General features: G+C 44.9%; 14 protein-coding genes and 3 riboswitches. Of the genes, 3 read left to right on the top strand and 11 right to left on the bottom strand.

The window, feature by feature from the left end:
• Window positions 1–159: 159 nt before the first annotated feature.
• Window positions 160–978: a GIN domain-containing protein gene (locus tag F1644_RS14420; protein ID WP_118303404.1), complete on the top strand. Its 819-nt coding sequence runs from the start codon at window positions 160–162 to the stop codon at window positions 976–978.
• A 70-nt stretch (window positions 979–1,048) separates the two neighbouring features.
• Here the strand turns inward: F1644_RS14420 and F1644_RS14415 are convergent, their stop codons facing one another.
• The 4 genes from F1644_RS14415 to F1644_RS14400 are packed head-to-tail and all read right to left on the bottom strand — an operon-like array spanning window position 1,049 to window position 6,620.
• The gene (locus F1644_RS14415; protein WP_118303402.1) at window positions 1,049–2,053 is read right to left on the bottom strand and encodes a PKD domain containing protein; all 1,005 of its coding nucleotides are present in this window, start codon (window positions 2,051–2,053) and stop codon (window positions 1,049–1,051) included.
• Window positions 2,054–2,061: 8 nt separating this feature from the next.
• Window positions 2,062–3,393 carry a DUF5074 domain-containing protein gene (locus F1644_RS14410; RefSeq protein WP_118303684.1) on the bottom strand — a complete coding sequence of 444 codons (1,332 nt, stop codon included), beginning with the start codon at window positions 3,391–3,393 and terminating at the stop codon, window positions 2,062–2,064.
• Window positions 3,394–3,436: 43 nt separating this feature from the next.
• Window positions 3,437–5,455 (bottom strand): TonB-dependent receptor plug domain-containing protein, encoded by a 2,019-nt coding sequence (locus F1644_RS14405; RefSeq protein ID WP_118303682.1) that lies wholly within the window; start codon window positions 5,453–5,455, stop codon window positions 3,437–3,439.
• A 10-nt stretch (window positions 5,456–5,465) separates the two neighbouring features.
• The gene (locus F1644_RS14400) at window positions 5,466–6,620 is read right to left on the bottom strand and encodes a DUF5074 domain-containing protein (protein ID WP_118303400.1); all 1,155 of its coding nucleotides are present in this window, start codon (window positions 6,618–6,620) and stop codon (window positions 5,466–5,468) included.
• Between the two features lie 90 nt (window positions 6,621–6,710).
• Window positions 6,711–6,909: riboswitch (cobalamin riboswitch) on the bottom strand.
• A gap of 171 nt (window positions 6,910–7,080) precedes the next feature.
• Window positions 7,081–7,284, top strand: a riboswitch (cobalamin riboswitch).
• Window positions 7,285–7,383: 99 nt separating this feature from the next.
• Here F1644_RS14400 and F1644_RS14395 point away from each other — a divergent pair.
• Entirely contained in the window at window positions 7,384–9,066 is a 1,683-nt protein-coding gene (locus F1644_RS14395) for a putative transporter (protein WP_118303398.1), read from the top strand.
• A 52-nt stretch (window positions 9,067–9,118) separates the two neighbouring features.
• Window positions 9,119–10,462, top strand: a complete 1,344-nt coding sequence (locus tag F1644_RS14390) for a threonine/serine exporter family protein (RefSeq protein ID WP_118303396.1) — start codon at window positions 9,119–9,121, stop codon at window positions 10,460–10,462.
• Between the two features lie 84 nt (window positions 10,463–10,546).
• On the opposite strand, the gene F1644_RS14385 is transcribed toward F1644_RS14390, so the two are convergent.
• The 7 genes from F1644_RS14385 to F1644_RS14355 form a co-directional block, all read right to left on the bottom strand.
• Window positions 10,547–12,349 (bottom strand): PKD-like domain-containing protein, encoded by a 1,803-nt coding sequence (locus F1644_RS14385; protein WP_158571804.1) that lies wholly within the window; start codon window positions 12,347–12,349, stop codon window positions 10,547–10,549.
• A 5-nt stretch (window positions 12,350–12,354) separates the two neighbouring features.
• On the bottom strand, window positions 12,355–13,722 hold the full coding sequence (locus tag F1644_RS14380; RefSeq protein ID WP_118303392.1) for a fimbrillin family protein: 1,368 nt from the start codon (window positions 13,720–13,722) through the stop codon (window positions 12,355–12,357).
• A 25-nt stretch (window positions 13,723–13,747) separates the two neighbouring features.
• A complete protein-coding gene (locus F1644_RS14375; protein ID WP_118303390.1) occupies window positions 13,748–15,154 on the bottom strand; it encodes a pilus assembly protein N-terminal domain-containing protein in 1,407 nt (468 codons plus the stop codon).
• Between the two features lie 24 nt (window positions 15,155–15,178).
• Window positions 15,179–16,594 carry a DUF5074 domain-containing protein gene (locus tag F1644_RS14370; protein ID WP_118303388.1) on the bottom strand — a complete coding sequence of 472 codons (1,416 nt, stop codon included), beginning with the start codon at window positions 16,592–16,594 and terminating at the stop codon, window positions 15,179–15,181.
• Window positions 16,595–16,686: 92 nt separating this feature from the next.
• Window positions 16,687–17,859, bottom strand: coding sequence for a YncE family protein (locus tag F1644_RS14365; protein WP_118303386.1), 1,173 nt, complete (start codon window positions 17,857–17,859; stop codon window positions 16,687–16,689).
• Window positions 17,860–17,891: 32 nt separating this feature from the next.
• Window positions 17,892–19,898 (bottom strand): TonB-dependent receptor, encoded by a 2,007-nt coding sequence (locus tag F1644_RS14360; protein ID WP_118303384.1) that lies wholly within the window; start codon window positions 19,896–19,898, stop codon window positions 17,892–17,894.
• Between the two features lie 139 nt (window positions 19,899–20,037).
• Window positions 20,038–20,239, bottom strand: a riboswitch (cobalamin riboswitch).
• Window positions 20,240–20,398: 159 nt separating this feature from the next.
• Window positions 20,399–22,378: a leucine-rich repeat protein gene (locus tag F1644_RS14355; protein WP_118303382.1), complete on the bottom strand. Its 1,980-nt coding sequence runs from the start codon at window positions 22,376–22,378 to the stop codon at window positions 20,399–20,401.
• Window positions 22,379–22,383 lie beyond the last annotated feature (5 nt).

Here is a 22,383-nt window from a genome sequence, read left to right as displayed (position 1 = left end):
AATGGGAACAAATGTATAAAATATAATTGATTTGATTCAATTTATCATCAGAAAAGTTCTTTCCATGCTTCTCCTCATTCTCCCTTTTTTTTAGAAAATAACACCCATACCTGTAACTTTTCATTACCTTTAAGCGTCCCATCATAAAAACAGATTATTATGAAAAAAATATCGTTTGTCATTTTCGTTCTCTGCCTCTCGATAGTCGGAGCTTTCGCACAAGAGCAAATCACCGTTTCCCGATTCCAGGGACAAAAAATCACCGGAATCGAGGCTCACGGAATCTTCAGTATCACAACGAAACAAGGTAGCACCACCGGAGTCACCGTAAACATTCCGGCCCGACTCGAAAAACAACTCGTTCTGAAACTGGATTCCGATGGAAAATTACAAATCTATATCGAAGGAAAAATTACCACTAAAAATAAAAGAAATAATGACGACGACCATTTCACGGCAGAAGTTACCGTTACCAGCCTTGACAACGTGGAGTTAACCGGAGTCTGCAAATTGGAAACAATCGGGGATTTCACGACAGCCAAGCTAAAGGTGGACCTCTCTGGAGCCAGCAAAATGCTTGTAGGTGGAGACTTCCTAGCAAAAGAAAAACTTGACATAGAACTAAGTGGTGCCTCAAACCTCAAAGGACAAATGACCAGTCCCGAATCAACCTTCGACATTAGCGGGGCATCAAACCTCTCCCTTAAAGGTAACACCATACACTGCAAAATGGAAGTATCGGGAGCCTCAAAAGCAAACTTGGAAGACTTTCCGATAAACGAACTGAAAGCAGAAGTATCGGGAGCTGCAAAAGCTCATTTTCAAGTCAAAGAAAAAATCAGTCTACACACCTCCGGTGCCGCAAAAGCTACATACTCCGGCGATCCGATCATCCTCTCCCTGCACTCATCAGGAGCTTCGAACATTAACAAGATCTCCTCAAAACTCTTGGAGAACAAGAAAGAATACGAGAAATAGTTATTAGTCTAATATAAAATGGGGAAAACGAAAAATTGTTTTCCCCATTTGTATCAACAAAATACCTTTACTAATTGTTTGGCGCAGCCTTTAACAAACGAGGTATTGGTAATATATTTTTCTCTGCATTATTAATCGGAGAGAATGTCCAAGTATGCCATTCCTCATTTTCCAGCAAGCGATTACCTGCATAAAGACCAGAATATTCATATTCTTTCGATTCTAATACAGCCTCTCCACTCCCTAGCCAATAAGAAGGATAAACTACATACCATCCACCAATCCAATAATCTCCTCCTGAAATTACGTTAAAACCATCCATATTGACATCAGCCTCTTTCTGTTCATAAATACCATCCTTGAAATCTGCCTCTGTCAAATGTATTCCTTTCAACGTTCTATCCCCATATTCAAGATCTTCACTTTGAATTTCAATTCCATCACCATCAATATCGTAACCGAAACCCCTTATTGTCATTCCAAGATTACTATCAGATGCCACGATAATAAACAAACGCGGATCTTTTTTAGCAATATCCACGATCATATCATGTCCCGTAGGGGGATTTGCTTTTTCCCATCTATATCCCCAAGCACGAAAGAAAACATCACGATCTTCAGGATTTGACCAATTCTCCACTTCTCCGGTAATCCATTGTATGGCCAACATCGATTGATTCTCACCACTCCCAGTCCAGTTCGTAATATCCGATATTTTGAACCCATCCATCACCTGAATGTCCAAACTATCGGATGCAGTACCAAGTCTATTAAAAGCAGTCACCTTGATCCGAAAGGCCCCTTCCTTCACTGATGAGAACTCGAAAATAGTATCAGTAGATACTTCTTTCCCATCCACGAACCACTGCAAGCCTGCCTCTGTTGTATTAATGATATTCGCTCTCAATCTCACAGTTCTTCCCGGAAGGATAGCATCCTTCAAACTCAAATTCTGAACAGACACTTCCGGAGCCGTAAGCGGCTCTTCCCCATCATTCCCTCCATCATCACTACAGGAAATCCACATTCCCGCAAAACACAGAATAGTTAAAATGTATAATAGTTCTCTTCTCATGAATATTTTTATTCAAAATTATACGTAAAGAACGTTCCGGCAGGGAATGCCGTGTAATTCTCATAATTTGCACTCACTTTAGGCTCATCACTACTAAAGTCAAACACAGTGATATTATTAGTTTTATAATCACTATACCCTTTTATAGAATTGAGATATACTTCTCCCGTAATCGGATGAACAGCACAAGTATTATAAATAATACCTACATTATCCACCATATCTTTTGCATCAACCATCAACTCTGTTCTATCAGAACCAAAAACATGACGATATATTTTTGAAGAAAGTCCGCTCATATACAATGTATCCCCTTTAGCCGTAATACTTGGAGCAGCCGCAAATGATGCAGATAAAACACTTTTTGCTTCATCCGAAACCTTACTACTTCCTAACTTTGTATATGTTTTTACATCAACTTTAGTAATATTACCAGATCCATCAGAAACTAAAATATTCCCATCAGATGCCTTGATAACTCCGGAAACCCTATCTTCAAATTCTATCGTATTCGCAATTTCATCCTTTCCAGCTTCAATCACAACAACACTTGTACCTACCGTAGCAAACACCTTACCATCAGCAACAACCATCGTATTCTTCCGTGCTCTCTCTGTTCCTTCAATCAAAGTTACCTTACCTGTTGACGGTTGGAATCTCTTCACACCATTATTATCACGCAAATAAATATCGTCCTCTCCCAACGCTACAACATGAGTTGGCATACTCACCTCACCATCAAGCTCTTCTTGAAATTTGCGTTCTCTTTTTAATGTCTCTGCATTAAGAATCGTCAAGAAACCACCATCATATCCACCATTCTGAGAAACAATATACATTTTATTATCCTTAATAAACAAATCCTGAGTCGCTCCTCCTAACTCACCCCCATTTTCAACATAATAAGCATTATCAATCACCTCTCCTTTAGGACTAATAAAAACAATCGTCCCAGGAGAACGGCTTCCTTCACTAATCACAAAAGTACCATACTTATATGTCCCATGAACCTCAATCATTGTTGAAGCATACGCCTCTCCATTCGTATTTGAAGCCAAGATAGCGACATTATAATCTCCAAGTTTTTCTGCCTTGAAAGTATAGACGGAATCAGTCCCCACCTTCTCTCCATTCACAAACCAAACCCAATCTGTAACCTGCGAGCTACTAACCTTTGCTTTTAAAACAATAGATTCTGTCGGAAGCATTGAAAAGCTACCATCTTCACTTTCAATTGTTACAACAGGCAGTTCCGGAGTATCATTATCATCATCATCACAAGAACTCAGAAATCCCACAAACATTCCTAAAACCAAAAGCACTAAATAAAACTTTTTCATAATCTTAATCTTCATTGTATAATATAACTATTTATTCATTTTCCTAAAATTCCCACATCAACGACACGAGGCAATTCCTCAAGGGCATCGGGTAATACTGCGTGGACTCGTAATACGTGTCTAATAGGTTATCTACCCGTACTTGCGGTGTCAGACTCATCCCGTTACGGAACGTGTAGCGGTATCCCGCCAAAATATTATGTACTGAATAGGGATCCGTAGCATACTCTTGATCCGTTGTGATGAAACGTCGCCCAATATAAGTCACCTGCCACGAGAAGAAGGCTCCCCGGTAATCGGCAGCTACCCGTACATTCCACTTGAACCGAGGCACGTAAGGGATCTGTTTCATGTAGGAACCATCATCCACGTGCTGTTTTTTACGAGTACGGGACTGCGACCAACTATAATTACCCGACATATTTGCCCTCAAATCACCAATCGCATAAGTTAACTTCCCGTACAACTCCACTCCCTCCGATCTCACATTACGATGATTCTGTGGTGTCCAAACCCATTGATTCCCGTCCTTCGGCAACCATAAAATCCAATTATCTATATACATCAAATAACCGGAAACCTCCGCATCTAAAAATAAACCACGATACAACTGTTTCCGATAAGCCACGGACGCATCATACGAATACCCGTCTTCCGGCTTCACGTCCGGATTTCCTCCCGGTCTCCAGTAGAGATCATTCATACTCGGGAACCGGTAATTATAAGCCACATTTCCTTTCACCTGCAACTCCTTCTCCCACAAATTAAACACCATACCGGCAGACCATGTAGATACCCCCCGACTATCATTCTGTTCAAACATATACTGCCCATTCAACATCATCCACGCCATAGGAGTCCATAATGCCGAAGCCTGCCAGGAGAACACGTCACGGTTATGCCGGAACGGTGGTTCCACCTCCGGAATATCATAATCCACGTCTCCTAATGTATACTTCGAAGAATCGACATCTATATAACTACTCACCCGAATCAAATCATGCGAATAAGTCAAGCTCGTCCCCAGTACAAGATTCTCTCTCGGGGTAAACGTATAATCGGCAATCCCTTGCCACGTGTGCGATTGATTCTTATTTCCTTCGGGATCGAATAATCCTCCGGCATACCATTTATCATACTCCTGTCGATAATAAAGCCATGCCGCTTTTACCCGTAAAGCATGCAACCCTTTCGTAAAATCCAATCCCGTGTACGCCCGCACATTCACTTCTCTTTGTTGCTCGTGTGACTGGTTCACCACTCCAAGTGCGGGTGGTAACATCCGTTTCCCTTCCTGATACCAAGCAACCGCTGTCAACCGGGTATAAGGAGACAAACGAAAATACCCCTCCTGCATTGCCGCCCATTGCGTATAATCAGCATCCTGCCGTTTCTCTCGGAAAGGCTCGTTCGTCAAGATTTTATTCAAATAAGTATAATTGTTATCAGAATGTTGATAATACAACCGAGTCTTAAAACTTGACTTCTGTCCACCAGTATTTACCTGAGCCCCCGTAGTGTAAGTCCCGTAAGAACCATATTCTCCTAAGACCTTTCCACTAACACCAGTGTTCCAATCTGGATCTGTAAATAAGTTCACGCTCCCCCCGATAGACCCGGTCCCGTTCTTCACATGACTACTCCCGTAATACAGGCTAACATTATCCGTGAAGAATACCGGTATCTGTGAAAAATCAAACGTTCCCGACATCGGTGGGGTAATATTAATCCCGTTCCAATTCACCCGGGTCTGTGAAGGACTGGCACCCCGGAAAGATGCCGTTGACAAGGCTCCCATTCCCAAACTTTTGATATAAATAGCCGTGTAGTCCGTTAATAACTCCGCCAACGAACGGGTTTTATTTGCCCGCATAATCTCCGGGTCTATACGGCTTACTTTTGCCCCCGCATTTGCCTCGTTAGCATGACGAACACGCTGACTGACTACCTGTACCGTATCTATCACACCATACATCGCCACGGGATCTTTCTTCTGTGCCTCCGCCCCCATTCCACACAAGATGAAACAAACACACCATCCTATTGCTATCCTTTTAAACATCATTTACTCTTTAACGTTGATTTCCCGGAAAATAAACCTGACCGGGATAAATCCCAACCTTATGACTAATCTTCGTCCCATCTTTCAAATAATGTCGGACATAACCTCTTTGCGCCGTGTAATCCAAACAATCACACAAGTAAATATCTCCCTCCGGACTGACTGCGAAACCATACATCATTCCCACTTCCAGCAAGTCATAATAATGACTGAATTCTCCCGTTTCCACGTTCATCCGGTACACGCTTTGCTGTTCCTTCACTCCCTCCTTATTTTCTTCAGCCAAACGAGTTTTCACGCTGAAATAAATCCAAGTACCCGTGGGATCAATATCCGTACGGTTATAATTAATATAACCGATAATCTCGCCTGGAGTCTGTGAATTCGAATCCCCGAAAGATAACGTGTACGATTTCACCACCTTCTCCCGCTTGGGATCCACACATTTCAACGTAACACCTGTTACCTGTCCACCTTCCTGCTCGTTCATCAATCCCCAAATCATCCCCTCCTTATCCACAAGTAACTGACAAGTTTTCGTATCCTCCTCATTATATACATCCTTAACAACTCGAGCTTGTTCCTTCTTTATATTATCAGCATCAAATACATATAAACCACCCTGAGTTATTCCAAACACTTTATTTTCCACCACAGTCAGATACTCTACGGCCCGAGGGATAGAAATATATTCCAATGGTTTCCCGTAAGGTTCAACCGTCCGGATACGTACTAATTGTCGGTCAAGATCGGACACAATTGCCTCCGTGGAAGAAATTGGCACCACTTGCCGAGGATACCCCGCCTGCGTGTAAAGAATTGTTCCCACGGATTTAAAAGTTACCGGATCAACAATCTCTATCTTTTTTGAATTATTCATCGCCACGAAATACTTCCCATTTACCAACGTGATAGATTGCGCCACGTCTCCCATAGGACGGTGATTTACATCTTGAAAAACATCTGCCACAACACGACCGTCCTTATAAATCACCGAAATCGTTCCGGTATTCGTGTTAAGTTTTCCCTCATTCAATACAAGAGCTTCAATATCCCCACCTCCTATTATTCCTCCAGGATAAGGTACTCCCGGCTTATCACACGATGTAAACGCTATACCTATCCATATAATAGTAACAATATAAAATAACCTCTTCGCAAACATAAATCCCCTTTTAATCAAAAAAAGATTTGGCGTATCCAGTCGACAATTATTAAACTATCGGTGTCCACGTTCTTCCTTCCCTTGAACGTTAAACAATATGATTGATTGGCAGGTCTTCTGACTTACCCCATCCTAGGACGTCCTTCCCATTTCAAATTGAAACAGTGGAGAGAGTCATTGTCCTCGGACTTTAATGAGGTACACAGCAGCGGGTCTGTTCAGGATTCACACCTGATTCCCTTTTATCACATATCTGAAACAGAATGTAATACCAAAATCGTCGCGAAAATATAGAAAAAAACGAATATTATTTTGATAAAGAAACTATCATACGGATTATTCACAATATTTATTATTCACAAACGAACAACACATGAACTAAATATCTACACAGACATCATGATTTATAGGTAAGTCATTCGAAATATTGAGAAAATGAAACAAAATTTTCAATAAATCCATTACCTTTGCACCGAATTGGTTCCGGATGATCGAAACATCAAACCGGATGAAAAGGGAATCGGGTGAGAATCCCGGACAGTCCTCGCTGCTGTAAAACTCCATTCAACGTCTTGGTACATACTTTTTCCACTGATTTATAAGAAATCGGGAAGGAATCGGGACGGGAGCCAGTCAGAAGACCTGCCATTCATTAAAGGCTGTTTTTACTCGAGGGATTAGAGAAACAGTACGAAAAACAAACATACAATTATAATTTAGTGCAGGTGTATTGCTTTCGTAATCCAACGCTGCCAATTTATTTATGGAACTATTAAAAGATCTTTTCGAGGGAAGCCCCGATCTCTGGGGCGGTGGAGTTGCGCACTCCGTGCTTATCTTATCGTTAGTAATCGCTTTCGGCATCATGCTGGGCAAGATAAAAATTGCCGGAATCTCACTTGGCGTCACGTGGATTCTTTTCGTTGGAATCGTTTTCGGGCATTTCAATTTAAGCCTGAACGAGCATCTACTTCATTTCCTGAAAGAATTCGGGCTAATCCTATTCGTTTATTCCATCGGTCTTCAAGTAGGTCCCGGCTTTTTCTCTGCGTTCAAAAAAGGCGGATTCACGCTGAACATGCTGGCCATAACTTCCGTTTCACTGAGCGTTGTGGTTGCTATTGTCCTCTACCTCGTGACAGACACCCCCATCACGACTATGGTGGGCATCCTTTCCGGGGCTGTCACCAACACTCCCGGCCTAGGAGCCGCACAGCAGGCTAACAGTGACCTGAACGGCATTGATGCCCCGGAAATTGCGATGGGCTACGCCGTGGCTTACCCGTTAGGGGTAATCGGTACAATTCTGGCACTACAGAGTTTGAAATATATCCTGAAAATCAACACGACCACGGAAGAAACTGAAGCGGAAAAAGGACTGGGACATTTACAAGAATTAACCGTACGTCCCGTCTCACTGGAAATCGTCAATAAGGCAATCGACAACAAAGCTATCAAGGACATCCAGCCTCTTGTAAACCGCAAATTCGTCATCTCTCGTATACGCCATCAAGGTGAAAAACAGGAACTAGTTAACTCGGAAACCATACTTCACATCGGGGATCAAATACTCGTGATCTCCAACCCGAAAGATATAGAAGCCATCACTGTGTTTTTTGGTAAACAAATCGACATGAAGTGGGAAAACGAAGACACGAACCTCGTCTCCCGTCGTATCCTCATCACAAAACCCGAATTAAACGGGAAAACGTTATCGCAACTCCGAATCCGCCGGAACTTCGGAGCTAGTATTACCCGGATAAATCGTTCTGGCGTGGATCTCGTGGCGGCCCCGAACCTGCAACTGCAAATGGGTGACCGTGTCACGGTAGTCGGAAGTGAACTGGCGGTAAGTCACGCAGAAAAAGTACTCGGCAACTCGTTGAAACGTCTGAATCATCCCAACCTCATCCCCATATTCATTGGTATCGCCTTGGGATGCGTGCTAGGAAGTATTCCTTTCATGCTCCCCGGCATCCCACAACCGCTAAAACTGGGGCTAGCAGGCGGCCCACTCATCGTGTCCATCCTCATCAGTCGTTTCGGCCCGCACTATAAATTAATCACCTACACCACCATGAGCGCGAACCTGATGGTCCGGGAAATCGGCATTGCTCTCTTCCTTGCCTGCGTGGGACTGGGAGCCGGAAAAGGATTCATCGAAACCATCGTGAACGAGGGTGGCTACGTTTGGATCGGCTACGGGGCTATCATCACCATCTTCCCATTACTCGTGACAGGACTGATTGGACGCTACGGTTGCAAGCTAAATTACTACACGCTGATCGGTATTCTATCGGGAGCCAACACCAACCCTCCCGCCCTCGCCTATTCCAACGAACAAACCTCATGTGATGCCCCGGCAGTAGGCTACGCCACGGTCTACCCGCTGGCCATGTTCCTCCGGGTACTTTCAGCTCAATTACTCATTCTCGCTTTAGGATAAAACATTTAAACCGATAACACATTAGATATTATTCGAAAGCTCGTACCCCAATATGGAAAATTTAAACATCAATACTTATCATTCCACCGACGAAATAAATCCAGAAGTATGGGATGTACTTCTTTTACGGCGTAAACTGGATCTTTTACTCCGTACAGGTAAACTATTAATGGAAAGTGCAGCAGACACCAATCGTATTGAACGAAACATGAAACGTGTTGCCGCTTTTATGAACATTCCGGAAGAGAAATTGCATATTGACATTCGTTGGACCATGATCATGGTTAACGTAAGTGATGAACAACATTCATTTTCCAAGTTTCAAAAATGTGAAAATCACGCCATCAACATGACCATGATCTCACAAATCAGTAAGTTATCATTCAAAGCTACAGAAGAAAACTATTCTTTAGACGACTATGAAAAAGAATTGGAAAAGATCATTCATACCCCCCGAAATTACACTCCTTACCTAGTAGCTATCGGTGCCGGATTTGCCTGTGGAGGATTTTGCAAACTATTCGGCTCCGACTGGATCGCTTTCCTGTTCGCCTCCATTTGTGCTTTCATAGGTTTCCGAACTCGGGCATACTGCGTCAAGACCGGTATCAATGTTTACATGAGTATCGGTATTGCAGCATTTGTCTCCACTTGCTTGGCATACGCCTCCTCTTTCTCCGGCCTATCCTCTACCCCTTATCATCCGCTATTGGCTTGTGCCTTATTCATTGTTCCCGGCGTTCCGCTGATTAATTTTGTGGATGATATGATCGACAATCACCTGCTCGTCGGCATCACCCGCGCAGCCAACACGATCATGATGATCGGAGCCATGACTTTCGGCATTGCGTTTGCCATGCGAATATTAATCGTGAACGATCTCAACATAAATCAAAAAATCAATGAATTAAGCATCGTTTCCCACGATTCCTATCTCGTGTATGCCTTTGCGGCAGCCATTGCGGCAATGGGTTTTTCAATGATATTCAACGTACCCAAACGCCTGTCGTGGATCGTTGCCACAGGTGGAATTATTGCGGTATGCACGCGTAATTTCGTAAACTTAGAACTAGGCTACGGACCGGTTATCGGTTCATTCATGGGGAGTTTCACTGTCAGCCTTATTGCCGTAAAAGCCACACATTGGTTCCATGTTCCCAACCACGTGCTAACCATTCCCTCTGTCATTCCCATGATTCCGGGAGTATTAATGTATCGCTCGTTATTAGGCTTTATCGAACTTCATGGGGTAATCGGAGAAGTTACCAATGCTTTCTCTAACGCAGTCGATTCAGCCCTCATCATTCTCTGTATTTCACTAGGAGTAGCTATCCCGAACATTGTGGCTCGCCGAAATAACAACGGAATTAAAAATAAACCTCTACGTGCATCCTAACCATATAAAAACACAAGAAATATAAATAGAATGAGGTTGTCCCCGTCATAGAGACAACCTCAAACCTGAAAGCAACGAACCCTTCTAATTATTTACATTTTTATCAGTTACAGAAAATACCTCCGTTGAAACCTCTCCGATAATTCCACTTTTAGCATTCACCCCTGTTTGAATCTTAACAAAATCGATATACTTCAGATCAGTAGCCTCCCCGTTCGCATAAACAGCATTACTGATCTTGAAATACACGTTTACCGGTTCTGCATCCGGATTAACAGAAGTCGACAATCGGTCACTACCCATATTATCCGCATACCCCCAATCATAATTTTCATTCACCCAGATAGAGCCATTAAAACGATTACGAGCCTTCAAACACACTCCTCGGAGAGTATAGCTATCTTCCGTTACCCATGCCGGATAATAACTATTTTGAGAGTGATATTCTGCCAAATAATCTATCACACCCGTGTTTCCGCAATTGTCCGACCAACCGACATTCATGCCCACTCCTGCCGGACGGTAATAAGTCACGGCATACGTCTCGATCGTCTCCTCCTTTCCATACTCACTACCTTTCAACTGATACCACGTATCATCAGGCAATCCATTTCCATTCACATCTTGCATGACCCACACGATTCCCGGCTCCGAACTCCCGTCAAAAGCATTCCCCTCAATGGCAAAATCATACCCCTCGTAAGCACCCGAGTTAAGGACACTATGATCAAAACCGACAATAATATAACCGCCAAAACCACCCAAAGACACGTAGGCATGATTCTCCAATCGCCGGGCTGCATAATCACAAGCTTCCTTTTGAGTACTGACCGTAAAATCTCCCATCCCGGCCTCCTTATACTCGTTAATAAACTGTCCCGGGGCAGGCAAATATTCATATACCCGGTTACTCTCGGCAGCACTTGTCCCCGTGGCCGCCCGGAAAGCCCCCATCTCATCTCCCCTGCAAATAACCTGAACCGTGGCAACCTGCCTTACGATCGACGTCGCCTGAATATTCCGGCTAATCATCTTTGCTCGTGCTTGATCCGCATCTACCACTTGCACGCTTACCGTGAACGTTCCTTCGCCAGCTGGTTCAAAAGCAAATACCCGATCCTTGCATTCCACGATCTCTCCGTTCACCGACCACTCGTAAGTGGTCCCCTCCCCCGCATTCTCAATCCAAGGAGTCAAACAAATTGTTCCATCTTTAAACACATAACAATCCGTATTCTCCGCCAACAAACTGGATTTCAAAAACTCCACTTGTAAAGGTTGTCGTTCCACTACCTCCACGGTAAGTTGCTTTTCATCCTGTCCATCCTCGTTAACCACAATCAACGTCAACTGGTACTCCCCCAATTCCGCTTGATTAAAGGTATATTCCTCTCCACTTCCCACTTTATCATTACCCAAATACCACTCGTAAACCGCATTCTCGTTATTCTGCACATCCGGACGGAACACGTAATCCGTGGCCGCAACCACCTTTACCCCGGATCCCGGCAACGCGAATGAAATAACAGGCAACGCCTTCTTTCCCACATCCACCCGGATCACTTTCTCCGCACTCCCTCCCGGTGTAGTTACCCGAAATTCAAAAAAATAAGAACCTTCCACGTCCGGAGCAAAAACATAGACACTATCCGTTCCGACCACCTCCTCATTCAGCGTCCATGTATATTCCGCTCCCGCCGTATTCTCCACGTCCGGACGTAAGGTCAACGACTTACCTACCTTTGTCACGTACACGCCCGATTCACTATCCAAAGTAATCACCGGAGGAGGAACCGGCAGTGGCTCCTCCTCTTTCTTGTCATCACTGCAAGCTACAAGCAAAAAACAAGCAATGAACAACAATAATAAATTTATACACCTATTCATCATATCTAAAATCTACACAACGGGGAAATCTTTGCCGTGGCACTTTTAGTCACCTGACTTATTGATACGGAAGAACCCGGCAACGAAATATTCCAAACGTAATTTTTAGGATTCGCAGTATTCTCAGTTGAACTCAGCCCCCCAAAAGAAGGAGATCCCATTCCCCAGCTCCGGAACAAAGCGTTCACATCCGTCTTATTCTCCTTGTAGAAATTAAAAAGAGTTATATACTCTTGTTTAGCCCCAAGATACCATCCCTCACCCAATTCCCGGCAAGCAGCAAAAGCGGGAAAATGACTCTCCCACTCGGGATCGTACGCCTCCACGGCCTTGTGATTCTCACGTCCGTCCTCCTCGTTCGTGGCACCCGTAATTTCCTTCGTACCCCACGTGCGTGAAAAACCACTCAACGCGGCAATCGTCCCGTGTTTACCCCCGTCAGTCACCTTGATCACGATTCCGGCCGGAAAACCCGTACTCGGGTACACGTCCCCCACCTGATAAACATGCTCCGTGTCAATATCCGCTTGTAACAAGATTTCCATATCCATCACCCCTTTCATCACCAAATTCTCCTCAAGCACGTGATTCACAACGCCTCCACACTGGGTAAACTGAAAAAGACGATTGCCCTTTACCAACGTCTGAACAGGAACAAAAACATCGAACTCCCGGTAAGTTGCCCCTTCCGGAATCTCCGCCTGGGGAACTTCCGTGTAACATTTCTCCGGGTAATCAAACACCATCTCATTTCTCGGATCCGCCACGCTCAAATTCAAATAACCTTCCTTACCCACGAAATACACCCGTGCCGTCATCAAATCACTGGGCATGGCCCCGATTCCGTTAGGTAACACCCTGGCCCGCAACAAAGCAAATTTATGTCGGAAAGTCAACTCCACGGAGTCATCCTCACTAAACACCCCCCGGGCGGTCAACAAATCCAACCGATGCTCCTGTGGAACGACAACCTCCATCCGTGTCGGGTCAACATTCTCCACATCATACGGGTAATAAGCGTAAATATCCAATGGTTTTCCAGCAAAATGAATAGAATCCCGTTCCCGTGCAGGCACCCACTTCCCGTTCCGCATCACCCAACGGGCATTATTCACGTAATTCCCCTCGGCCTTCGGGTAAGCAACCCGGTTATGATCGTCCCGCTCCACGGCAAAAATACCAATCATATCCCCTTCCTCAAACTCCCGTTTAAAAACAGTGTTCTCGACATCCACCTCGATCCCACCCTTAAACACGGGCTCTGTCCCGACAGGCAACCATTCCGGTATCACGTCATCATCGTCATCCGAACATCCGACAAAACATCCGGCTAACACCAACATCAAAAACAACTTAAAATATCTATTTTTCATAGTCCATCATCATTATCCGTTTACACTATTCAAGCTCTCCTACCCAAGTCGCCAATTTACCTTTCACAATACAAGATACCCAAATCTTCTTCCCATCCTTCTTCAACACCTTCACATCAGTCACGTTCGCCTTCGTGAAAGTCGAAAAAGAATGACGAGCCGATACGAATTCCTTTTCCCCGGGTTCCGATCCTCCATTGAACTTCAACTGCGTCGGACGATTTTTCATCGAACCATCCGGAATCCATTGAATAGAAACTTCACCATCTTCCTCCGTGGCCGAGAATGTACCCGTCGGCCATTCCCCTTTCACGTAACACACATTCTCGCTAGGTAACTCTGCCCGCACCCGATCATCAGCCAACACGTCCGCTTCTGTCAGGAAATCCTTTACTGTTACCACGACATCAATAGTTTGCTCTGAGCGATCCTTGAGCGTTAACGTCGTCCGGCCTAGCCCTTGTGGTTTCATAACCAAAGAACCATACAAGAAACTCGTCGTCACCACTCCCGGCTTCGAATCTCCAACAACCTCATATTCATCGTTCCCGGACAAATAAATAGACTTCTCCACCGCATTTGTTCCATAAAAATAGACGTACGGATCATCCGTCTTAAACACCGGCCAGTGTACCTCCACTTTCAAAACCCCCGTCTCACCACATTGATCCGTTATCGTCAATATCGCCGTGCCCACCTTCTTCGGTTCAAGCATCAAAGCGATCGTGTTCTGCGTTCCCTCTGCCACACTAACGACAGACTCATCAGAAGAAGTTGCTATATAATTACCATTCCCCTGCTCTATCTTCAATTGTATCCTACCCGACACAGAATAAATGTGAAACACATCCTCTTTATACGGAATCAACTTAACAATCTCGGTCGAAATGACATGCACCGTGTCCTGTTTTCCCCCTTTATCCGTGAGGGTTACAACAGTCTCTCCCGGATTCCCCGTTTTGATCACGATAATACTATCCTTTTCTACCACGGCAGTAGCTATTGACTCATCTGCCGACTTGATCGAGTACTCCCCGTTACCCTCCACGATATTTACGGTCATCACCCGACCATTCTGAAAATCCTCCACCTCGTGACTACTCAATTCTATATCGAAATACCCCAACACGCTCAAATCAAAACTAGCCGATTCGCCAGCTCCGTCGGAAATAGTCAACGTCGTGAAACCATACTTTAACGCCTTCACAACGACCTTACCGTCTTCCACAATCGCTTCCGCCACAGTGGGTTGAGCCACATCAATCACGTACTTACCGTTCCCTGAAGTAATCTCAACCTCACCCGTCTCTCCCTCGTACAACTGTAACTCGGAACCGGCAAGCACTAACTCGCTGATCACGTCATCATCCTCGCAAGCAGTAAGCGCAAGCACGAGAACACAACATACCATATAATTCAAAAATTTCTTCATATCTTTTATCCTATTTTTACCTCGTTACTCCCGTACATCAACACGAACGCTCTTTTCATTCTCCCTCCCGTTAGAACAAACATTAAAAATAAACTTCGTGCTACCGGGAACACTTCCGGCCTTCAAATACAACGTGTCACGTTCCACCCGGTAAGTCACCAATTTTTGCTTCTCGTTAAAAATCAAATCTTTCAAAATAGATACAGAAGTGTTATCCGCATCATACACCTGATCACTCAAACAAATCTTCTTCTCCTCACCTGGCTTCAAAATGATCTGGTTCACCAGCACGTGAGGCTCGTTCGTATCCTCAAAAAATGGGATGGACGGGAAAAAATAAGCATAGGACGCATTTTCATTCGTCAAACCTCCCAAAATCTTCATGCTGCTCACTTGCTCACCTGTCGTTCCGTCATATGTCCCTCCCCCACAATTCACGATAACATCTATCAACGTCTCCACGCGTGACACCCCATAACCACTCACACCATTTATCGGTCCCATCTCGTCCTTGTCAATATCATAACGATACTCCTGATTTCCCGTACTTCCAGCAATACCCGCTGTTCCGATATTCCAATAAATCACGTTTTTTTGCGTACTGGCACACAAAGAACTCGGCCTCCAAGCTCCCCAACCAACAGACGGGGCCTTTGCCACCTTCAACTGTTTCACGATTTCACACGTGTAAGGATCAATCCGCCATAACTCCTTCTCTTTTGCTGAAGTCCACAGGTAGCCCTCTTTATCCACACACAACGCCCCAGGCATCTCTACCTCTATCACCTTCTTCACCTCATGAGCCACCGGATCGATGACCAAAACCCCTTTACCTTGTAAAGCGGCAAACACATAATCCCCGGCACGAACCATATCACCGATCTGTCCTTCATACAAATCGCCTGTGGCACTCGAAGTCCCCTTCACGAATCCACCAAAAGCCCATTTATTCACCCGGAAAATACGGATCCCATTCGTCGTCGCCACGTACACCGTCTTCACGTCCACACCCAGGCAACCTCGCCCGTCTCCATCGATCACGTTAAACGATATTTTCTCCTCTAATGTCTCCGCATCCGCTATTACCAAACGCGGTGCCTGCTTCGACATGAAATAAATATATCCACCCCAATTCATTGCAAATTGAGTAGTTACCCCTAATGTCTTCCCCGGGTTAGCCTTCCGGAAACAACGATAGACGATCGTATCCTTCTCCGGGTAAAACCGGTTGCAACTGCCCATCTCATGCCCGAACCAATCCTCGTTTGCGATAAAATAACTCTGATGAGGGATTGTCTGGGGTATAGCGTCATCAGCCAACACGGCCCCGTCATCGTATCCATACTCATCATCTCCACCACCTTGCACATCATCATCATCCGAGCAGGCTCCTATCCCTAACACAAATAGGATCACGCTCGCATACAAACTTTTTCTCATAATCTTATATTATTTGTTTTTTACATTTTCCATCAATTACGATTGTGCAAGCAGGAATTACTCAATTCTGTTCACACCCAAAAAACGAGTATTTATCCTTCCTCCCCGTCTTTCTCCTGTAAAGGCCTTGTCGTAAACACAATGTGAGCAGGAATATCTCCCGTTTGCACATCCCATTTCTTCTTCCCGTCAGGCCCGAAACAGTACAACCTCCCCGGGGTAACATAATCCCCGGCATCGCCCACAAATATCTCGCCTGTTTCCGGATTTACCGCCAAAGCGTAAGGAGTCACGATAGACTTCTCGGTTCCGTCCTTGATAAAATTCCGAGAGACAATACGTTTCGCCTTCGTGTCATAAATCGTGTAATTGACCGTCCACTTACTCGTAATCTTACTATACTCCGTGCTGTAAGAATAAAGCGAATCGCCACACAAATAAAGTTCGCTCGCCGGAAAATTCAAAGATCCTTCCACGAGATCATTCTTCGCATTTATCACGTAAGTATTTGAATGTACGTTATAATAATCCCCGCGGGAAGTCACGTAAATCAGTCCATTTTGGTCAACACGCATACGATGTAGATTAATCGCCACCGTGATTTTCTTCGTTTCCTTAAACGTTTCCAAGTCAATCACGGACACCGTATTATCGTAGTTAGGCACACGATATCCTCCAGAGTTTGCAACATATAACTTATTCCCGACAATCACCATCTCTTCCGGTTGGTACCCCACGGTACAACTCCCCACGACTTTCAGCGTGGCCGTGTCAATCTTCACCACCTCACCCAAACGGGCATTCGGATCTATCTGTACCGGTCCGGCATACGAACTGACATAAGCGAATCCCTCATGAAAAACAATATAACGACAATTCGTTACCGTGATCTTCGTAATTTCCTTAGCCGTGTTCACATCCATCACCTCGAGCAAGTGAGAACAATTAATCACCGCGTACAACTTATTCCCGTAAATCTGAATATCATTCCCCACGTCTCCCAGCTCCTTTACCACGCTCGGGTTCCGCTCTGCGAATATATTCTTATGATACTCTCCGGAAGCATAATCAAAATAATCCAACGTGGCCTTATTACTTCCCATATTCCCCTCGTTCAACAGGAAAAAACCTTTTACAGGCCCCGGCACCGAATCGCTCGGGGTAACCTTCGTTATTACGGACGGAATAATTTCATCATCATCATTCCGGCAAGAAAAAAACAATAACATTCCCAACGCGAGGAACATTAACATACCTAATTTCATTCGATTTTCACAATACATCATTCGATCTTTATCTAAATTTCTATGTTGATAATAAACTTCACGTTCGTCCCCGGCATCGGGTAACACTGTACCACCTCGTACTGCTGGTTAAAAATATTATTCACCTCCGCCGTCAGTCGAATTACAGTCTTTCGCCACGAGAAATTCTTGGATAACGAGAAATCACTCGTATACCACTCTTTAGCCCTATTCTCCGGGATATTCGCGCTCGCCTCGTAACGCTTCCCTGTGTATATAAAACTATAATTCAAAAACCAACTCTTGTACGTCCCGTTCAGAATCAACGAACCGCTATGCCAAGGGATATACGGAATCTGGTCCCCGTAATACGTACTCTCCTTCTTCGTGAAATCCTGAGCCTTCTGGTATGTGTAATTCACCCGGGCATCCAACAACCAATGTTGACAGAACCTCCAGTTACTCTGCACGGCGACATCAACCCCTCGAATTTCCACCTCTCCCAGATTCACCATCGTCCAGCGAAACTGATTGGAAGTCGGCATGGCAATAATCTTATCCGACACCTCGTTATAGTAGGCATCCACCTGTACGTCCAGCCCCAGCAACACCCCTTTATCAAAGTTGCGATTATAAGTCACTCCCACGTTATACTGGTTCGTGTACTCCGGTTCCAGATTTATATTCCCGATAAAAGTATAATACAAATCATTCAACGTCGGCATTCGGAACACTCGCTTATAAAAAGCCCTCACGTTAAAATCCGCCACACGGAACGGTTGCCACGCCATCACGACCGTGGGTGTATATTCCTGCATATCATCCGCTGCCCCATTCGCCACCTTCGTCCGCTCATGCACGAAAGTCCCCAACACGCTTGCCTGAAATTTAAAACGGTCAAAATGCAAGGCCGTCGCCACGGCCCCTAAAGTCGTGTAACGGGTCGGATAGACAAAATCCACCAAATCTGCATTCAGCTTGTTCCACTGAAAATCCACGGACACATCCACGTTCCAAAAAGGCAAAATGGCAAACATATTGGCTGACGAAACATAAATTTCGTGTTGCCGGAAATGATTATTCACGTACATCGTACTCACGTCCAACCGGGGATCGGAAAGATAATGCAAATAATCATAGGCATACTTCGCGTTCATCTGTAAACTATAACCACTAAAATGCCTCAAAAAAGAACCTTGAAGGAAAAAATTAGAATCCCATTGACGATCCTGATGCTTGAACTTTCCCGGCTCTTCCCGTACCGATGCGCCGGGATAACCTCTTTCGGAATCATAAAAATATGCCTTAGCCTTCCACTCCCCGTCATTCATCCGGCCAAACACACCATACTCTGCCCGCAAAGCACGAACATCCCCGTTCTTACGAACCTCAGTCGTATCGTAACCATTCTTTTTTTTGTAGCTAAACTTATACTTTCCTGTCGTGTACATATACTCCGAACTAAAAGCCCCGCTCACGTGTTCCCCCAACCGATGTTCAAACAACACCGATGGATTCGCCACCCCGAAAGATCCCGTTTTAAAAGTAACCTTCGCGTTATATTTCTTCCCGTCTGTAAATCTAGGTGTACGGCTTGTCATATAAATAGACCCGGCCGAGCCAAAATCTTTGGCAGACTGGAATATGGCACTCCGCTGCCCGTTATACAAAGAGATCGCCTCCATGTTATCCAGTGAAAAACGTCCCAGATCCACGGTCCCGTTCTGTGCGTTTCCCAACTCGATACCATCATAAAACACCCCCACGTGTTGGGTCCCCATCGCCCGGATATTCACGGTCTTCAAGCCCCCGATTCCCCCGTAATCCTTGATCTGCACCCCCGAAAAATAACGCAAAGCATCCGCAACGGAATGTACTGTCAACCTTTGCAACACCGGACCTTCCATCGTTTGAACCGGAATCACCTCCTTCTGAACCCGCTTGGCGGCAACAACAACCTCATCAATATTGTACACCTTTGTCGTGTCCACTTTTTGTGCCCACAAATAATTCCCAAACAAGGAACACCATAAAATTACACCAAAAACGATTAATTTCATTTACTCTGCCATTAAACGATAACAAATCCGATCATTCCATTTCCGGCGATCGCCTTCATTTGCAATCACCTTGGACCAAATCATTAATCCAAGAAAGATTTATTTTTCTTGCACCTCGCGAACTCTAGTCCCAGAGAGTTACGAACTCATGATCTTGGCAGGTCTTCTGACTTGCTCCGTCCTTGAACGCCCTTCCCATTTCGTGTCGAAACAGTGGATGTGAGTCTTGTTCACGGACTTTGGCGGAGCTTACAGCAGCGGGTCTGTTCAGGATTTGCACCTGATTCCCTTTTCACCACACGCCCGAAACGAGGTGTGACACCAAAATCGTTGCAAAAATATATAAAATATAAAGACAGTAGAAGTTTATGACACTATTTTTCACTCTTTATTTCACAAAACAAAATACTGATAATCTAACACATAAACATACAACTAGGTCTGCAAAGCACATATTTTGATTTGCAGACCCAGTACGTTTACCATCTCACAGAAATAAACTATTCCTTTTTCCAGTTTCCATTAACCATATCTTGATACTGGGGATTATACCCGTTACCCGACACGATCCACTTGTCGGAAGTCAGTACCGGGATCACGCTTTTCAAGCCGGAGAAGTCGAATAACCCCACATTCGTCTTAATCTCCACAGCAGACGCCGACACGAGTACCGGAAAATTGACGTATTCCAAAGAGGCTGTTCTCGTCGTCCATGCGTTCAACGTCAACTTTCCCCCGATAGACCTCAATGCCGGCGCATAGATACCATCCAAATGACCACCATAAGAGTCATTCGCCCTAATATTGAAATCACCTTTCACCGTTTCCAGCGCAGGCAGTGACAGCAACTCCATGTTACAGCAATGTCCAGCACTTAACGAACCGATTTTTGTCAGTTTCGGTAGATTTACCCGGGAGCGTCCTTGAATGTAAAAACCGAACTCCCCGTCAACTTCTTTCAAATTGGGTAAATCCAAATCATCCACGGCAGCCACAACCGTGAGGCTGAATTTCCCGGTCACTTTTTCCACATTCAACTGAACTGCCTCCGTACGACTACCGGATATCCAGAATTCAAAGAAATCTGTCGTCGTGACTTCCTTGATGCCCTTGATAACAATATTCGGGGCATAAAGAGATAAACGTTGCATGGAGATAGCTTCGTCACCGATCAAGGTGAGAGGCACATTGTTATTACGAACCTCAAGATAAGTCAAGCCGTCAATCTCCCGGATGTCCAATTCCGCAACATTTGATTGGCTAAAAGAGAGCGAACCGACAGATAGGGAATGCTCCAAGAAAGAGTAATCCTCGGCAAGGATTTCCGAGAAATAAAGGCTGGAAACCTTCGTAAGCGAACCAAGAGCAGATAAATCCGCAAGAGAACTCATGCTGCGGAAGTTAGCACTCTCGCCCACGGTAGTTAAAGCTTCCAACCCGTCGAGGCTCGTCAGGTCACTCAGATCTTGTATTTCAAGAGTTGAACCGATAGTTGCCAGAGATTTAAACCCTTCTAAATTTTCAAACACACCTTTGGACAAGGTAAATCTCCCGGTCACGGTCTGCAAGGAGGTGAAATCAATCGCCTGCAGGACGTTGTTGTTCGAGACCGTCAATGTCGTAACCTCTTCCAAAACCGGGACAGAGATACTTTCCAAGGACGTGCAATAATTGATCGTTAAAGAAGATACACTCTGCAATTTAGGCAGTTTCACGGAGATCAATGCGAACATGGAAGACACGTCCATTCCCCCTTCAATAGATTCCAATTCCGGGAAATCAATCTCCTCCAACTGACCGATTCCGGAAAATTTGAAATCCAAATATATCCGTTTCAACTTTGGCAAGCAAAGTTTTTTCAACGGGGTATTCGCATCCACGACGATAGCGCTCACCTCCTCAAGATTCTCCAAGCCGATGATCTCCTCGCTCTCGTACGTCGGGTTAATCGTAAGATTGTGCTTGATTTTCCGCAAATGATTCAGGGGTTCCAACGTCTCGATAACATCTTCCCCATCGGTCTGACCGATCGTCAAATTACCATCAATCTCGCTAATCATAGCCTCCCCGAAGGCATCCACGTCCGCCTGCGTGAGTAAAGTAACATTACCCACCCGGACAACAGCAGATTTTTCTACCGAATAAACGTATTCCCGGTCATGTTTCCCCGCATAGGAGGTCACCATGAAACGGTGTTCCCCGTCCCAATCCGTGATCGTCGAGGGATCGGGAGAGATCGTGGCGTTCTCGCTCACGCTGAACTCCGGTCGCATACCGTCGAACGAAAAATCCTCCGGCACAACAATCTTCAAAGAATCATCGAGGATGGAAGCCGTCAAGGTTGTCTCCCCCTTAACCAAGCAGAATGAAGTGATGTAATTGTCTCTCCCCTTGAAGTCGCTGTCATCATCGTCACAGCCCACCGCAAACACCAACCCGCAGAGAAGAAAAAGGGCCGCTTTTATATTTATCAATCGCATATTCT

It is taken from the genome of Butyricimonas paravirosa, from assembly GCF_032878955.1.
Taxonomy (GTDB): Bacteria; Bacteroidota; Bacteroidia; order Bacteroidales; family Marinifilaceae; genus Butyricimonas; species Butyricimonas paravirosa.
Note: the sequence above shows the minus strand (reverse complement) of the source record. Positions and strands in the feature narration are given on the sequence as shown.

Coding starts and splice junctions, on each gene's coding strand:
- F1644_RS14420 (WP_118303404.1), top strand. CDS start 160: ATGAAAAAAATATCGTTTGTCATTTTCGTTCTCTGCCTCTCGATAGTC.
- F1644_RS14415 (WP_118303402.1), bottom strand. CDS start 2,053: ATGAGAAGAGAACTATTATACATTTTAACTATTCTGTGTTTTGCGGGA.
- F1644_RS14410 (WP_118303684.1), bottom strand. CDS start 3,393: ATGAAAAAGTTTTATTTAGTGCTTTTGGTTTTAGGAATGTTTGTGGGA.
- F1644_RS14405 (WP_118303682.1), bottom strand. CDS start 5,455: ATGTTTAAAAGGATAGCAATAGGATGGTGTGTTTGTTTCATCTTGTGT.
- F1644_RS14400 (WP_118303400.1), bottom strand. CDS start 6,620: ATGTTTGCGAAGAGGTTATTTTATATTGTTACTATTATATGGATAGGT.
- F1644_RS14395 (WP_118303398.1), top strand. CDS start 7,384: ATGGAACTATTAAAAGATCTTTTCGAGGGAAGCCCCGATCTCTGGGGC.
- F1644_RS14390 (WP_118303396.1), top strand. CDS start 9,119: ATGGAAAATTTAAACATCAATACTTATCATTCCACCGACGAAATAAAT.
- F1644_RS14385 (WP_158571804.1), bottom strand. CDS start 12,349: ATGAATAGGTGTATAAATTTATTATTGTTGTTCATTGCTTGTTTTTTG.
- F1644_RS14380 (WP_118303392.1), bottom strand. CDS start 13,722: ATGAAAAATAGATATTTTAAGTTGTTTTTGATGTTGGTGTTAGCCGGA.
- F1644_RS14375 (WP_118303390.1), bottom strand. CDS start 15,154: ATGAAGAAATTTTTGAATTATATGGTATGTTGTGTTCTCGTGCTTGCG.
- F1644_RS14370 (WP_118303388.1), bottom strand. CDS start 16,594: ATGAGAAAAAGTTTGTATGCGAGCGTGATCCTATTTGTGTTAGGGATA.
- F1644_RS14365 (WP_118303386.1), bottom strand. CDS start 17,859: ATGAAATTAGGTATGTTAATGTTCCTCGCGTTGGGAATGTTATTGTTT.
- F1644_RS14360 (WP_118303384.1), bottom strand. CDS start 19,898: ATGAAATTAATCGTTTTTGGTGTAATTTTATGGTGTTCCTTGTTTGGG.
- F1644_RS14355 (WP_118303382.1), bottom strand. CDS start 22,378: ATGCGATTGATAAATATAAAAGCGGCCCTTTTTCTTCTCTGCGGGTTG.